This is a genomic window from Hyella patelloides LEGE 07179, from assembly GCF_900659865.1.
GTDB classification, from domain to species: domain Bacteria; phylum Cyanobacteriota; class Cyanobacteriia; order Cyanobacteriales; family Xenococcaceae; genus Hyella; species Hyella patelloides.
Map to the genome: position 1 here is coordinate 1 of NZ_LR213841.1, position 16,835 is coordinate 16,835.

The following is a 16,835-nucleotide window of genomic DNA, read 5'->3' on the forward strand; positions in this document are numbered from 1 at the left end:
ATTTACATTCTAAGCATATTATTTCCGAACCATATCGAAAACAATTATTTTGGCTGAATTTCTTAAGGATTAACTGCTTAATGTTCCTGAATTCCTAAGTATTACATTTTGACGTGCGGAAGGTGGGATTTAATCAATAGACTTTTGGCGGATCAATGCAGCTATTTATTTAACGCAAGTTTGACGAAAGATTTTTCTGAATGGTTTTAGTGGATAAAGCGAAAAATGATTAGTAGTAAGAGCGAAAAATTGACCTTTCTCCCTTTATACTGCTGCCAAACTATCTAATTTTCTACCTATCGAACTCGTGCGAAACAAAAGCGATCGCACTCAGAGCAGTTCTTCCTACAATGATTTGCCCCGTTTTGTATCCTTTTAAAGATCGGATGTTCTGGGGCAAACAGTTAGCGAAGCAAGACTTAGTGTAGTTCCTGTTTCCTTGTCCAAAATGACGGTGACCCCATTCGTTCTCACCGTAAGAAAGTTGTGGGAAGGAAAATTCTCAAAAGCGTCTCAAGATGCTCTGATTTAGTGTGAAACCGTTTCTTGGGAAATTGCTTCTGCGGAGGGTGATACAGAATTAGCCCTAACAGCGCGGAACATCCCAAATCGACAAAGACCTGTACCAAATGCCAACCGCATCAATAATAAAGTAGGTACTTCTCGCAGAGATTTAATAAAACCAGACACGCCAAAAATAATCAATCCCTTTGGTTTAACTATTCCTTGCCAAATAGAATCAATCCAAGAAGGCAGAGTCTCTTGAGACCAATCTGTGGTGGTTACTTCTCCTGCAACAAATCCTGTTTCCACCAACAGCTCGGAAAAGCCTTCGATACTGGAAAATTCAGGATGTGACCACTGGTCTAATAATTGGCGCATTACAGGTTTTTCCCAAAAATTAAGAGGCTTTTGACGATCGTCTCTTTGATTCCAATCTGCTACCACCAGTAAACCACCAGGTTTTAAGACTCGCATTAACTCTTGAGCAAAAACGGCTTTATCTGGCATATGGGGTCCCGCTTCAACTGACCAAACCACATCAAAACTAGCGTCAGCAAAAGATAGTTTCATAGCATCATCTACGAGAAATTTAGCATTAACTCCTTCGGGGGTTAATTCCTGAGCGCGTTTTACTTGTTGAGGGCTAATAGTAACCCCTGTGACATCAAATCCATAATCTTTTGCCAAAATACGGCTACTTCCCCCGATACCACAACCGACATCCAACACAGTCGTCTCGCGAGGTAAATTATCTAAACCACCCCATTTGACCATCTCATGCACAAAATCAGATTTAGCTTGTAAAAAGTCTTTGCTCTTTGGTGGTGAACCATAGTGACCCAAGTGAATGTGTTCGCCCCAGTAAAATTCTAAAATACCGTCTTCTGTCCATTCGTCGTAAGAATTGGCTACAGATTCAGATGATTGATAACGACGGGCGGTTAATAAATAAACCGCAATAGCGATGCTTAGCACTATTAGGGGAAGCCCAAAGAAGTAAAATAGATTCATTAAGAAAGGAATTTATTATTTGTTAACATTTTTATTTTTTAATATAGCAAGGTTCGTAGTGTTGCAACATACTTATAGATTTTCCAGATAGCGATCTAATGAGTACAAAACTTTGTCATATAACAGCTACTTATAAGTAGCATAAAGTAATATTTTCTCCTAAATAATTAATAATTAAAATTAAATTGGGGCAAAGGGAAAAAATATCTTCTTTCCGATCTACCCCTGTAATACGCAAACATAGTACAACTTCTTCAATTAGTATTTCATTTATGCCTAAATATTGTTCAAAAAGCGATCGTAAAAAAAAGTTTATACTTTAGGCAGCACTGGCAAAATTTTCGCCTCGATGTTGAGCTAGATAAATTTCCCGTTGCATATCTAGTTGAGCTTTATACATCGCTAAATTTGCAGGACGGTAATCATCTACCTTAGACCACCTTTCAATTACACTTGGATGTAAATTAGCCACATCGACTTTCCTGAAATTATGTTTAGCTAGGGCAAAAATAAGTTTAGGAGTATTCTTAAAAGAAATAGTTGGGTCGGGATTAATACCATCGATAACTTTACTTTCATCAAACTCTAATCCCAGGGCTTTACTTTCATCAATCATCCACTGTAGTGCGCTATCAGATAACCCACTCTGTTCATTTGTGCCACCGCCAACGCAACCATGTTCTCCTGGAAACCACATTTGAAGAAGGTTTTGGTCGTCATTTTTAGAGCTTTTAGTCATTGGCGTAAAATCAAAGACTTTTCTAATTTCATCAATGGCTACTGCATGACGAGCGTGTTGAATAATGGGACTGAGAGAAGTGTCGTGAAACTGGTACTTTTGATTAAACTGCTTATCTACAGAAAGCCAAGAAATTTGGTCGGGAATTCCTAAAGCACCTACTGTATCCCAACAGCCAAGAAAAGTGATGGGAGCATGAACGCTATTTTCTCGACGAAAATTGATTGCTTCTTCTGTGTTAGGAATACTAATATCTTCTGGTTTTGTTTGTTTTCGATAAAGTTGATAGGCTTTGGGTGCTAGCCGAATTTTATGACGATGAAGCAAACCTGAGCAATAAATTAATCCTGCTAAACTGCGAACTGTATAAGCTCCTCGGCTGAAACCATACAGATAAATTTCATCCCCTTCGTTATAGTTCAAGCACAAAAAACGGTATGCATCTTGAATGTTTTGGTCGATTCCCCACCCTGTAACTCCACCAAATATTTTGTCAACTTTATCTCGGTCTCTTGTGCCTATTCCCTCATCGTAAAACACAATTTGTTGTGTTTTATCTTCAGCCAAGAGTTTAATCGCTTGAGTAATTTTAACTACATTAGTCGGATAATCACTGGATAACTTTTGCCAAGTTCCATCGCAACAAACTATTAAACGTTTCATAATGGTATTCCAATAACATTTTCTTACTCACAACTTAGGAATCAATGTTGATGTTTATGCAGAGTTTTTTTGAAGTTATTTTGTCTTACACAAGAAAATTTAAGTAGCAAGAAAGCCTGAAAAGTTTACTAGGTTTGGCATTTAGTATATGAGCGATAATTAAATTTAGAAATATAGCATTCTTAAATCACTTATGAAAATTTTGTAGTGTTAATTTATAAATTAACACTACAACTGAGAAATATTTTTTTATTCCAACAAATTTTAGTTAGAAATAACGACTATCTTAGAACGTATTTAGTAATAATTTTATGTACATCTCTAAAATTTTTTTAATTATTTACCATTGAGAATTATGATACTGCACTAACTGACTATTCAATCTCTCCTCCTCATTAACAAGAGCTAGAAGAAGCTAATCGAGCCATTACCAAATCGATAATCAATTTTCATAATCTATTGATCTATTGCTATACCTGGTGACTAGCCAACTGAGATTCAATAAGCGAATATTTATCTTCCTTAACGGCTGCTTCGTACTCCAACACCAAACTTAAAATCTCTTCCAACAACTGTGATTTAACCTCAGCCTGACCCCTATGCAGATTAGCTTTATAAGCTTCTAATACTAAATCCGTTTAGTATAACCGTCGATCTATAGAGGACAATTTGTTCGTCTAGTATTACCAGTTCGGGAGATGAGACGATCGCTTTTTGGGTTATCTTAAATACAAGAATTGACGCTACACATTATTCCTTCTATTCTCCTAAGTTCTTCCTCTACTACCCTTGTAAGCTGTGAGGGGGAGGGTATGACTACATACGCCTCTCTACTCGACAGCTAGGAGCCTTATGCTACGTTCTGAAAGAGAGGTGTTCCCTGGCAATAGGGACATCAACTCTAATAATAAACGCTTCGACCCGCAATAACGGCGTTATGAAGCCCACATTAAATGAAACTAAACTGAAATAATAATTCTCGATTCACAACAACTGAAAATATATTGAAATCTCTGTCTTCACAAGTCGATAGAGAAATCTAACTGTTTCAACATTTTTGCTACACGACCAATCATAACAGTCAAGTAAAAAACTTATTTATTTACTGATGCTAAACCAATTAGCTCATTGAGGGTTTTAGATTTGTTAGTGAATACAAATTGCTCCACGTTGGTAAATGACATGGTGGCTCCATTGGCTGTGATGTCGATAGCGTTTGATGCAATGCTGCCTAAAGTAATCGAGTCGTCTAAATCAAACTGAAATTCAGCAGTATCCTTCTGACCAATTCCACCATCAACCTTTTGCTCGCCGAAGCCAATAATCTTGTCATTGTCATTACCTAACAAAATCTCGCCTCCACCAGCAAATCCGCTAAAGGCATCGACCCCCATTCCTTGGACAACGTCAACGTCATTCCCCATGTCGATAGTACCTTGGTTGAAGATGCCGAAGTTTGACTCGCCATCTCCTGTGACTGAGACAGAACCATAAATTTTGTCTTTGCCTGCTCCAGTATCAATAGAACCTTTGTTATCAATGCCTCGGTTGAAGTCCCCAGAACCAATGATAGAGGCAGAACCGTCAATTTCGTCTTGCCCATCGCCAGTGTTGATAGTGCTGGTGCCTGTTTCTTCATTGATGAGGATACCAGCGTTATCGTTCCCGTTTCCTGCTACTTCAACAACACTGGTAATGGTGTCATAGCCAGCTCCCATATCGATAGTGCTGAAGACACCATCCATAGAAATACCAGTATTATCGTTCCCGTTTCCTGCTATTTCAACAACACTTTTAATTGTGTCGTCACCAACTCCCATCTCAATAGTGCCGAAGAAATCAAGAGAAATACCGTTGTTATCGTTCCCGTTTCCTTCTACCGTAACAGTGCCAGTAATTTTGTCATCACCATCGCCTGCATCGATACGAGCTTCGCTAAAGGAAGCAAAAGAGTTTCCGTCTCCGTTTCCTCTAACTGTAACAGCACCTTTAATATGGTCATTGCCATCCCCTGTAATCATCGCGCCGTCACCGTTGGCAAAACTTCTGTTGCCGTTCCCGTCTCCTTCTACAGTAACAGTGCCAGTAATTTTGTCATCACCATCGCCTGTATCAATGCCGAAAAAACCATTAGCGAAGCCGTTGTTATCGTTCCCGTTTCCTTCTACCGTAACAATGCCGTTAATCCGATCGTTGCCAGACCCCATATCAGTGCTGGCAAAAATACTAGAGATACCACTGTTGCCAGACCCGTTTCCTTCGACTGTAACAGTACCAATAATTCTGTCCTTACCTACCCCTGTGATGATTGTGCCCTCGTTAAGAAGACCTGTTCCGCTACTAACTTGACCGTGAATGAAGTCATAACCCCTCAAGGTGTTAGCTTCTACATTATCAGCAACTTCAATCCCGTTAACTAAGTCTTCTACAATGTCTCTCTGATTAGTCCATCTACCTAAAACAATTGAGTCCTTCTCCCAACCCATATTAGTTAGTTGTGTTGCCATCATGAAAATTTCTCCTTGATAAAAAACACGAATGTAATAATCTTCGTCTAAAACTCCAGCTTTCTCAACTTTTTTGAAGTATAAATCGGGTATGGCAGAGATTGTTAATTTTACTATCTATCCTCTTTAAATCGTTTCCATTGAGCAGGAATTGAATAATCAGCGTAGCAAAAATAAGGTAAAATTTTAGACTAAGTCTCTATGTAGTACTCGTTGTTTCAATGATTAGACATACAAGGAATAGAACAAAATTTTGGTAGGAGATCGTGCCATACATCTCAATTATTACGAATTAGGCAGAGGCGGTAAGATGAAGGCGGTAGCTTGCTCGATCGTGGTAGCTCTTTCTCTGTAGGGAACTTTGCCATTAGGCGATTTAACATATTGTTCGACAAATTTTAATAAATCGGGTGCAGATTCTAGAGGCGCAAGCTGGTTAAAAATAAATGTGAGTTTATCATTAGCATCTGACTTAGAGATTTAATCAGAAATAATCTCATCACAGTTGCGGGACAGCGTTGGGTTTTCACCAAACTTTCCCCATTACTTCTAGCAAATACTCCCCACTAGAAGCGATTACCTAAAATTTAATCATCACGTTAATTGGATTTATTGAGGCAAGAAAATTATTTTGCTGCTTTTGTTTGCCTGTTATTGCATTTTATAAACCTCGATACTTATAAGCGAGGGTCAGCTGAACTTTGCAAAGACACCCCCAACTCAAATAAATCACCTACAGTTACATTAACTATAGTTATTAATTGGTATTGCGAGCGCATTTTAAACTTTATTTGGTGTTTCATTAAAAGAGAAATTAGCAAAACCAGAAATACTGTCTGTATTTCAAAGATTGCAAAATAGCTAGGATAAAAATAATATTAGTAAGTTATACAAGATTGAGTAGAATATTTTGTCTTATGGCTAAAAATTTAACTAATTCCTATAGCGATCGCCAGAAAATTATTAACGACCCTTATACTATTCAGAAAATAGAAAAATATTTCAATATACGTATTGGTGAAGTTAGATTACAAGATAATTTTTTTGCAACAAAAAATTATTTAGCAAGATTTTTGGATATAGATATAACAACCATCGATCGATATATTGCAACTTACACACAAGAGTTAAAAGCTAACGGTTATATAATTATTGATGGTCAAAAGCTAGAAGAAATTTTATCTATAAATCCAAATACCAAGATAGATAATAAAGAACAAAAAAATGAAACTTTAGTATTGGAATTATTCTCTTTCAAGGCTTGGTTAAATATCGTGATGTTATTATCTGAGAGCGAACACGCTAGATTAATTAGAAATCGCATATTAGATATTGTTATCGATGTAGTTGCAGAAAAAGAAGATGGTCAAGTTAAATATCTAAATTGGACTATAGAAAGTTGTCGTCCTGATATATCCTACATGGCTATTATTTACCCTATAAATTTACTAGATGCTGTCAAAAAATATCTCGAACTAGAAGACATCAATATTACCAGTACCAATTCACTCAGAAGAAACATTAACAAATATAGTGCATTTATTTCTCACTATGATGAAGTGTATAAGTTATTTTTTGGCACAAAATATTCTAACTATAAGAATGCTTTAGCAGAATATACCAGTTCTTCTTATCTTGAACGAAAAGAACGCGAACGAAAAACCTCCTTGTATCAGCCTTTTCTTGGAAGTAGACTATATAAGGGCTTACATTTTGAAGTCCTTCAAGCTATTATCAGTGTTGAAAAAAAAATAGCAGAAAAAATGCAATCTGTTTCCGAACATAAAAACAGAAAAATTACTCGTCAAGAATTAGATGAGATAGTTGCTAATTCAGAACACGATTTAGATTGCAAGCCTTTCCTCAAAGAAGCTAGAACTCAACTAGCTATTATTGATTACTTTGATTTTTGTTCCAAAACAGCATTTAAAGATACTTTAAGTAAGAAGTTAGAAGCTCATTATAAAACTATTTCAGAAATAGATTTAGATGAATTTATCGAAGCAAAAAGTAAATCTGTAAAAGAGAAATTAGTGAAGCCAGAAATATTAGCTGTATTTCAAAGATTACAAGACCGCTAAATTATGAATAATAAAATTGTTTATATCGAGCTAGCAAAAGCGATTGAATTACATAATTGGATTATCGATAAAGCTGGTTATGTTTGTGAGATGAAAGAACAAGATGGCTTAGACAGCATACTCCAGCAAATTAAAAACGATGGCGACTATCCCGAATTCAAACATAAGCTAACTCAGTTGGTATGTGCAATTAATGAATCTCAAGAAATTATCGAAGATAGCAAACGTTTGAGTATTGTATTGGGTTGCTTCTTTTTAGAGCTTAATGGCTACGATTATGTAGTGTTTGATTTTGTGAGAGAAATGGAAAATATTATCGTTTGGTTAGCGCAAAAGAGAATAAACAAAGAATTACTTTCTGAAATTATCGAATCGTTGATTTATGAGGAATACTATAGCGAAGAATTGAAATTAAAAATCGCCACAGCAATTGGGTTTTAAGAATAAAGCGTTCGCAAAACTGTTCTAACTAACCTTTACCTTGCTTCCCATCTAAAATTGGTTGTTGGCTGCGGAAACTCTGAGCCAAAATACCGTATTTAGGTGCAAAGACCATTGCTACCATAAACAACACCGTCAAAAACACCACAATCGCGCCCCCTGTAGAGACATCAAAATGGTAGCTAAGATAAGTTCCCATCACACAAGAGAAGACACTGGTAGCGATAGAAATGCCTAGCATACGGTCAAAGCGCTCGGTCAATAAATAGGCTGTCGATCCTGGTGTTACTAGTATAGCAATGACCATAATAATACCTGCTGTTTGCAAAGCAGTAATTTAAAAATAAATTTAGATATCTTATCCCCCAAACTTGGGGGACTTATTGATTTCTGTCAGGGTTGAAAATGTTTCAACTACTAACAATTAACTAGGCTTCTTCTTGTCTAGCTAATAAAACAGGACATTCTGCTTTCACTCTTATATAGTCAGACAAAGAACTACCCAATAAACGATCTAGATCGGGTAAATTTTTCGCCACAGAAGGACGGCGTTCGGGAGAACCCAATACCATAAAGTCAATGTTATAGTCTTCTGCTAAAGCACAAATCTTTTGTGCGGGTCTTCCTCCTGAAAGAATGCACTTATAAGCTAGACCTCTACTTTTAACTTTGGCAGCAGCAGCACTTAAGATGGGGTTGTTATCAATATCTTCTTGAGAGATTTCTAAACCTGGTTTGAGATCGGGATTAACCCTAGTTAAATAGATCTCTGCATCTTTGTCGCCTTGGAACATCGATAAAGCTACATCTAAAGCATATTGTGCAGCAGCAGACTTATCTATTGCAACCATAACGCGTTTAATTCTTTTGACATAGATATCGTCTTTTACCAGCAACATAGAACGTTCGGTTAATTGAAAGACGTACTGACTTACAGAGTTACTGAGAAATGATTGCAGTTTTCCTAAACCTCGCGAACCCATAATAATCAAGTCCGTGTTACTTTCTTTAGCAACTTTGATGACTGTAGTTTTAGGTTCTCCTTCTTCCACCATTGATGTTACCCGATCTTCGGCAATACCCAATTTAGAAACTAATTCGCTGATTTTCGTTTCTGCGTTACTTTTAACTTCGCTTTCTTCTTCTGTTGTTTTAGGAGAGACAACTCGTAAGATAGATAAATCAGCACCTTTTAAAGCAGGAAGTTCTAGTAAGAATTTAAGTAAATCTTGAGCATTGTCTGCGCCAGAGTCGGCATACAAAATCTTTTTCAGCATTTTTTTACTTATCTTATGGAGTCTTAAACAATATTTGGTTCTATTTTTAGATTACTGCTAATGGGTTATCCGTTAGCTACTGCGAAGCAAGAATCTTAATGATTTGAAAGAAGAAGTCACTGAGTTGTAAAGACCTCTTATTTCGCGTCTCTACAGGAGTCAGTGTTGTCTGCGAACCACCGTTCGCCCGTATATAAGTCAGGAGTAAAGAGGAGAAAATGTTTCGTTTCAAGAACTGTAACATCACCTGGTTTTTTTAAAAGATAAGGACAGAATAGAGAACGATGAAGGATGAATTATAAGGAGTGAGAAATTAGGAGACAAGGGAAACGAGAAGGACAAGGAAGACTGTAACAATTAACTATATTATCCCGCTTGACGGGACCAACTAACAACTATATATCAGCAAAAATATGATTATTTTGAAAAATCGGCGAGATTATCAGATTGTTTTTTTATCTTGCTTTTTGTTTATCGGTTTATTTACAAGAGACTGGACTATACAGCCATTTCTAATAGCTGCAATTGCTCTTAGCTGTTTGGTAACCCAGTGGATATTAAGTGCTGTGGTGGAAGCACAGAAAAAAAGGGATATTTATGATTTTTCGGGTAATGGGACTCAGATTGTTATCAATAGTCTTACCAGTGCGAAAGTATTAAATTCTCTACGCAGTGCTTTGATTACTGCTTTAGGCTTGTGTTTATTGTTGCGGGGTAATAGCTATCAAACCATGATGCTAGCAGGTTTTTTAGCGATCGCAAGTAAATTTTTGTTTCGTTATCGTAGTAAACACTTTTTTAACCCTGCTAATTTTGGCATTATCTCCGCTTTGCTGTTAACCAATGATGCTTGGGTATCTCCTGGTCAATGGGGGACTGATTGGTGGTATTTACTTCTCTTTGCGGGAATGGGGGGAGTGATTTTAAAAAAAGTGGGTCGTTGGGATACTTCTGTGGCATTTTTACTGGTTTACGCTGGTTTAGAAGCGATGCGTAATCTGTGGTTGGGTTGGAGTTGGGATGTCTGGTTACACCAACTATCTAGCGGTAGTTTATTATTGTTTGCTCTGTTTATGTTAACCGATCCGCGATCGATTCCTAATGCTACTATGGGGCGGATTTTCTGGGCAATTGCGATCGCTTTTACTACAGTCATTTTACAGGATTATTTCTACATTACTACCGCAATTTTCTGGGCATTATTTATTATTTCGCCTCTAACTATTTTATTGGATTTGGTTTGGTCTGCACCTCGGTTTATGTGGACAAAACCATTAATTAATTGGTAGTAGGGGCGATTGGCCAATCGCCCTCAAGTTTGTGATTGTTAATTATTAATTGAAAAAAATGAAATTATTACGTATTTTATTGGCATCTTGTTTATCAATAGCAGTATTGATATTTAATATCCAACCAGTATTAGCTTTTTGTGGTTTTTACGTGGCGAAAGCTGATAGTAGTCTTTATAATCAAGCATCTCAAGTGATTATTGCACGGGATGGACAAAGAACAGTTTTAACTATGTCCAATGACTATCAAGGAGAAGTTAAAGACTTTGCGATGGTTGTACCCGTACCAGTTATTTTAAAAGAAGAACAGGTTAATGTAGGGGAAGCAAAAATAATCGAAAGACTAGACGCTTTTAGCGCACCGAGATTAGTAGAATATTTCGATCCCGATCCTTGTGAAGTTCGTTTATTTGAAAGAGATACTGTTTTGGAATCTGCACCAGCATCCCAAGACTCAAAGTCTCGAAGAACGAGACAAAATAATCTAGGTGTCACTGTAGAAGAACAATTTACAGTAGGAGAATATGACATTGTAATTCTCAGTGCCAAAGAATCTGATGGTTTAGAAACTTGGCTGATACAAAATGGTTATAAAATACCTGCGGGTGCTAGGGAATTATTGCAACCCTACATCAAACAAAACCTTAAATTCTTTGTAGCAAAAGTTAATTTAGAAGAATATAACGATCGAGAATATCAGAAATTAAGACCAATTGCGATCGCCTATGAATCTCCTAAGTTTATGTTACCAATTCGTTTAGGAATGGCAAACGCTCAAGGCGATCAAGATTTAATTGTTTACTTATTATCACCTAAAGGTCAAATAGAGTTAACTAATTATCGCACTGTCAATATTCCTTCTAATCTTGATATTCCTGAATTTGTACAACAAGAATTTAAAGACTTTTACACAACTATGTTTCAGAAAACATACCAGAAAGAAAATAAAAAAGTTGCTTTCTTAGAATATGCTTGGGATATGGCTAGTTGCGATCCTTGTTCTGCTGAACCTTTAAACCCAGAAGAATTAAAACAAGCGGGAGTATTTTGGCTTAATGAGACATCTACAACATCTCCTAATAATAGAATGATAATGCCAACTTCTAATGTTTTTATTACTCGCCTCCATGTTCGTTACAATCGCGGGCAATTCCCCGAAGATTTACGTTTTCACGAAACAGGAAATCGTCAATTATTTCAAGGACGTTATGTGATTCGTCATCCTTTTCGTGGTGAGATTAGTTGCCAAAGTGACTATCCTCAAGCTGTTTCTAATAGACAGGAACAAGAAGCCCAAAACCTGGCTAATTTAACTGGCTGGAATATTGAAGAAATTCGCAGCAAAATTGATTTTGTAGATGCTAATGCAGCAACAACTCCTTGGTGGCGTACTCTATGGAACTGATAGTAACTAAATCTCGTCCAATTTGAGTAATCCTAAATCCGATTTTAAAAAGTTAAGAAATACTATAGGTAGGGCGGACAGTGCATCGCCTTACTAAATCCGATTTTAAAAAGTCAAGAAATATCATAGGTAGTAGGGTGGGCATTGCCCACCTTACAATTTTATAGATGCTTTAGATCGGATATTTGCTATATTGCGAAGAGATTATAAACAGTAATGAATGCTCTGCAATGAATAGAATTGTTGTTAATAATATTCCCGACACTTTATCTGTTAGTTCTTATGAATTAGTTTTAACTCCCACAAAAGCCATTGCACGAAGCATTAAAACATTTCATCGTACACTAGAAAGTGTAGCAGAAACCATAGTCAAGAAAAAAGGCTTAAGAATTGCTTCTGTTTTATTAGCTCGTCGTACTTTACAAAATGCCATAGCTGAAATATTAAAGGTTAAAGATATATTAGGAGTTACTGCTCTTTGGACACCAATAATACAAGAGTTGTTAAGTAGTGGAATTGATTTATTAGCTTTACAAGAACATTCGATTACTAGAGTTAGTATTTTAGCTAGAGTTACTATCTGTTACCAAGAACAACTAAAGAAAATTAATTGTATAGATCGTAGTGAACTATTTTGGCAAGCTACAAAACATTGTCAAGATAAAAAAAGTTATTTATTTTATGGTTATTTTGCTCCTAATCTAGATCGGTTAGCTTTTATTAATACTTTATCCGGTAATAATAGCCTGTTAGTTTTACCCTGTGAAGAAGACAAAATTTTTAGTAACAATCAAAATAGTATTGACTGGCTAAAAACTCAAGGATGGCAATTTATTCAAAAATCAAGAGATAAAACTCTTGGTGAGGAATTACAACAATACTATCTAAATCAACAAAATAAGCTCTCTTCCACTACCAATCTTTCTCTTTCCTCATCGGAAGTTCTATTAAATCATTATCCTAATCTAGAAGCAGAAGTAAGAGGAGTATTAACTCAAGTTAAATTACTCTTAGATCGAGGTATTAGTCCTCATAATATTGTTCTTGTAACCAAAGATGAACAGTTATATGGTGATACTTTATTAGATATTGCTTGGGAATATGATGTACCCTTAAGAGCATTTTATGATGTTTCTTTATTAACCACTCGTATTGGTGCTTGGTTACAGATTCTCTTAGAAATTATTATTACAATCAACTCTTCAGATAAACTATCTTTTGAAGCCGTAATTAAACTGTTATTTCATCCTTTAGTAAAACAACTCAATTCTGAAACTTGGGCTAAAGCAAGAATCGCTCATCCTCAAACTATCAAAGACTGGCAAACAATAGGAATCGATCTATCTTTGCTTCAGCTACCCATAAAAGCCAAAAGCGATCGCTGGTTACAAATTTGGCAACACATCATGGAAACCTTTAATATACCGCAAAAAGTTAAACCATGGGCAAAAGAAATTGTAGCTTATTATAAATTCCAAGAAGCTTTGCAAGAACTCTTATTAACCACTAATAAAGTTATTACCAGAGAAACTATTATTACCGAAATTCAAGAACTTTTAACTAGCTTAACCATACCCATTCAACCAGGAAGAGGAGGAGTAGAATTACATTCACCTTTATCTTTATTTGGCAGTAAATATCAGTATGTTTTTGTCTTAGGAATGGCAGAGAACATATTTCCTACTGCTATTAGTGATGATTTAGTATTGGGATATTGCGATCGCAAGCAACTATCTCAAGAAAATATTAACATTAACACTATAGTTAAGATAATGCAAAAAGAGGCATTAGCTTTTTATTTTCTGCTACAAATACCCACCAAACAAATTAGCTTTTCTTCTCCCCAAGTAATAGATAGACAACCTACATATCCTAGTCCTTATTTAGCGGATTTAAATCTGCTACCCGTACCAGTAGAAAAAAAATATATTACAAGCATTGAAGAAGCTAGAACAATATATCTGCGTCAAGGCAATATACCAGATAATTTATTAACCTTAATTCGTCAAAAATGGCAAATAGAGCAAAATAGAGAAGATAAAATTACTAATGAATATAACGGTTTAGTGGGGATTACTCTCGACCCTCAAAAATTTACTTTCAGTGCTTCTCAATTAACTCAAATTGGGCAATGTCCCTTTAAATGGTTTGCTAGCAAGTTACTAAAACTACAGGAAATAGCAGAAACAAAATTAATCTTAGAAAATAATACTAGAGGTAGCCTTTATCATCAATGTCTTGAATTATGCCTCTCTAAAATTAACACCGCAGCCGATTTAGAAAAATTTAATTGGCAACAACTACAACAAGCCTTTCAAGAAGCAGAAACTAATTTACACATACCAGATATCCCATCTTGGATGACTCAAAAGCAAGAAGTGCTTAACCTATTATCGATCAATTTAAACACTCCAAATTTTCTACCGATCGATAGTGAAATTATTGCTAGAGAAAAAGAATTTGCAACACAATGGCATGGCTTAAATATTAAAGGCACAATCGATAGATTAGACCGTACTTCTACAGGAATCAAAGTTATCGATTACAAAAGTAGTAGCAGTCCTCCAGTAGGAATTAAAGATCGATCTGGTAAAGCAACAATAGATATCCAAATCCCTTTATATATCGATGCAATGGCGCAAGAATATCCCCAAGAAAATATTGATGCAGTATATTATTCCCTCAGTAAATGTAAACCCATCAGACGCAATAAAACTAATCCCGAAGATTTAGAGCAATTTGCAGAAAAGGTAAAACAACACTTAACAGAAGGTAATTATCCTGTTGAGCCAGATATTCAATTTAAAGCCTGTAATTACTGTCAGTTCGATTTAGTTTGTCGTAAAAATAAAGGATGAGGGATGAATTATTAATTACAAATTAGGATAACTCACGCGGTAGCTTACAATTTATCTATTACTGCTCTATCCCTTAGCACCATATTTTTTCAGTAATATTTTTATTGCTAAATCACGACTGAGTTGCAAAGGAGTAAATCCAGAAAAACGAGTTTTTGCATTAACATTAGCTCCATTATTAAGTAGTAACTCTGCTACTTCTAAATATCCAAGTTGAGCAGCAAGATGTAAAGGAGTCATACTATTAATAAACCAGCCTGCTTTATTGATGTTTGCCCCATTGTCAATTAATAACTGAACTAATTCAATGTTCCCAGATGTTACCGCTATGTTCAATAAAGAAAAGCCAATTATTTGAGAAAAGAAAAAACCGCTATTAACTTTTGCTCCATAATCCACTAACAATTTGAAAATTTCGATATGCCCTCTTTGTAAAGCAGTAACTAACAAATTAAAACTTTTTCTGGGAACAATTTTAACTCCCTTATCTAGTAATAGCTGTACCATTTCTAATTCACCACTCATTACAGCCATTTGCAATAAAGTCATTCTCCCCTTGATTTTAGCGTTAGGGTTTCCTCCTTGTTCTAAATAACCTCTTACTGCATCGATATTTTTTAATAATGCTGCTGATTGAATATCTACGATTGCACCATGAACAATTAATAAAGCTGCGGTACTTTGATTTTTGGATACAGTAGCATATTGAGCAGCATATAATAAAGGGGTTACTTCTTGTTGATTTTTTGCATTAACATTTGCGCCATTATCTATCAGTAATTGAACTATATCGTTATGACCTCTACTAGCTGCAAAATGTAATAATGTAGTTTCCTGTTGATAAGTAGCATTGACGTTCCCCCCTTCATTTATATATTCTTTAATTACCTCAAAATCTCCTTTAGAAGCTGCATTGAATACAGCAAAATCTACAGTTGCACCATAATTCTTTAATAATTTAACTATTTCAGGATATTGAGTTGCCATTTGAATTGCCGTCATAGGAGGAAAAAAAGTTTTTAGATTAGCATCCGCTCCTTTTGATAGTAATAATTCAACTAAATTAATATTTCCTTTTTTGATAGCAAGATGTAAAGGAGTTTCCCTAAAAGGAAATCCATCACGGCTATTGATTTTAGCTCCACGATTAATTAATAATTCTACGATTTCAATGTTATCTTTATCTACAGCTTTATGTAGAACATGACAAGTTGGTATATTTATTTTTGCGCCACTATTAAGTAACAATTCAACTAAGTTTTGATTTCCACTTCTTGCTGCTTGGTAAAGTGCTGTATGTCGATCGCATATCGTGTTAACTTTTGCACCTCGATCTATTAACAATTTAGAAATTGAGTACTGTCCTTCACTGGCTGCTATATATAATGGAGTGAAACCGCGAGCATTTATTTTAGTTATTTCTGCTCCTTTATCTAAAAGACATTTCACCATTGCCAAAGAATGAGCTTTGATTGATAATTCTAGTAAGGTTTGTCGAGATTTACCAGTAGTAATATTAGGATTTCCCCCTACTTGAAGATAGTTTTGTAATGCCTCAATATTTCCTTGCAAAGTAGTGATAAAAATATCAGTTACCGCACCATAATCAATTAGTAAATTAGTCAGACGGGAATCTTTGTTGGTAACTGCGGTATGAAGTGGAGTTACATTATATTTATCCTTAACATTTACTTCCGCGCCTCTAGATAGCAAAAAATCTGCAATTTCATAATTTTTAAGTTTTACAGCTAAATGTAATCCTGTCATTCTTTCTGCTGCTACAGCATTAATATCTCCACCTTGTTCTAAATATTTTTTAACTCTATTAATGTCTCGTCGAAGAATTGCTGAATGTATTTCTTTTTGCTGGCTATAAATAAAAGGAGAAGTTACAAACCCAAATATACTATACACAAATGTCCATAATACTCCAACCAAAAATAAAGTAATTATGGAACAAGTCCAAAAAATACTAAATATATAACTTTTGATTTGTGAAACTTTAATCATATTAATTCAAGCTAAAAATATAACTATAATTATTATTCCCTGGCACTATA

The 16,835-nt window shown here is 35.5% G+C and carries 10 protein-coding genes, 2 pseudogenes and 1 riboswitch; of the genes and pseudogenes, 5 read left to right on the top strand and 7 right to left on the bottom strand.

Translation table 11 applies throughout. From position 1 onward, the window contains the following. Positions 1-528: 528 nt before the first annotated feature. From H1P_RS13605 to H1P_RS39820, 4 genes and pseudogenes are all read right to left on the bottom strand, one after another. Positions 529-1,515 carry a methyltransferase domain-containing protein gene (locus H1P_RS13605; RefSeq protein ID WP_144867980.1) on the bottom strand — a complete coding sequence of 329 codons (987 nt, stop codon included), beginning with the start codon at positions 1,513-1,515 and terminating at the stop codon, positions 529-531. A 319-nt stretch (positions 1,516-1,834) separates the two neighbouring features. Next, positions 1,835-2,917, bottom strand: coding sequence for a DUF2235 domain-containing protein (locus H1P_RS13610; RefSeq protein ID WP_144867982.1), 1,083 nt, complete (start codon positions 2,915-2,917; stop codon positions 1,835-1,837). 1,094 nt (positions 2,918-4,011) lie between these two features. Further along, positions 4,012-5,427 carry a hypothetical protein gene (locus tag H1P_RS13615; protein WP_144867984.1) on the bottom strand — a complete coding sequence of 472 codons (1,416 nt, stop codon included), beginning with the start codon at positions 5,425-5,427 and terminating at the stop codon, positions 4,012-4,014. A gap of 357 nt (positions 5,428-5,784) precedes the next feature. Next, a pseudogene (locus H1P_RS39820) lies at positions 5,785-5,904 on the bottom strand (hypothetical protein); the annotation flags it as partial. Further along, positions 5,866-6,017: riboswitch (cobalamin riboswitch) on the bottom strand. It overlaps the preceding pseudogene by 39 nt. Before the next feature lie 324 nt (positions 6,018-6,341). Here H1P_RS39820 and H1P_RS13625 point away from each other — a divergent pair. Beyond that, the gene (locus H1P_RS13625) at positions 6,342-7,505 is read left to right on the top strand and encodes a hypothetical protein (protein ID WP_144867986.1); all 1,164 of its coding nucleotides are present in this window, start codon (positions 6,342-6,344) and stop codon (positions 7,503-7,505) included. Positions 7,506-7,508: 3 nt separating this feature from the next. Beyond that, on the top strand, positions 7,509-7,946 hold the full coding sequence (locus H1P_RS13630; protein WP_144867988.1) for a type II toxin-antitoxin system death-on-curing family toxin: 438 nt from the start codon (positions 7,509-7,511) through the stop codon (positions 7,944-7,946). A gap of 28 nt (positions 7,947-7,974) precedes the next feature. On the opposite strand, the pseudogene H1P_RS13635 reads toward H1P_RS13630, so the two are convergent. Continuing rightward, positions 7,975-8,283: pseudogene (locus tag H1P_RS13635) on the bottom strand (metal ABC transporter permease); the annotation flags it as partial. Positions 8,284-8,374: 91 nt separating this feature from the next. Next, positions 8,375-9,223, bottom strand: a complete 849-nt coding sequence (locus H1P_RS13640; protein ID WP_144867990.1) for a universal stress protein — start codon at positions 9,221-9,223, stop codon at positions 8,375-8,377. A 413-nt stretch (positions 9,224-9,636) separates the two neighbouring features. Between H1P_RS13640 and H1P_RS13645 the strand changes: the two genes are divergently transcribed. From H1P_RS13645 to H1P_RS13655, 3 genes are all read left to right on the top strand, one after another. Then, positions 9,637-10,512, top strand: coding sequence for an RnfABCDGE type electron transport complex subunit D (locus H1P_RS13645; RefSeq protein ID WP_246141679.1), 876 nt, complete (start codon positions 9,637-9,639; stop codon positions 10,510-10,512). 58 nt (positions 10,513-10,570) lie between these two features. Continuing rightward, complete coding sequence (locus H1P_RS13650; protein ID WP_144867992.1) at positions 10,571-11,917, top strand: DUF2330 domain-containing protein; 1,347 nt, start codon at positions 10,571-10,573, stop codon at positions 11,915-11,917. A 230-nt stretch (positions 11,918-12,147) separates the two neighbouring features. Next, complete coding sequence (locus H1P_RS13655) at positions 12,148-14,775, top strand: PD-(D/E)XK nuclease family protein (RefSeq protein WP_144867994.1); 2,628 nt, start codon at positions 12,148-12,150, stop codon at positions 14,773-14,775. Between the two features lie 66 nt (positions 14,776-14,841). On the opposite strand, the gene H1P_RS13660 is transcribed toward H1P_RS13655, so the two are convergent. Beyond that, positions 14,842-16,713: an ankyrin repeat domain-containing protein gene (locus tag H1P_RS13660; RefSeq protein WP_186375957.1), complete on the bottom strand. Its 1,872-nt coding sequence runs from the start codon at positions 16,711-16,713 to the stop codon at positions 14,842-14,844. Positions 16,714-16,835 lie beyond the last annotated feature (122 nt).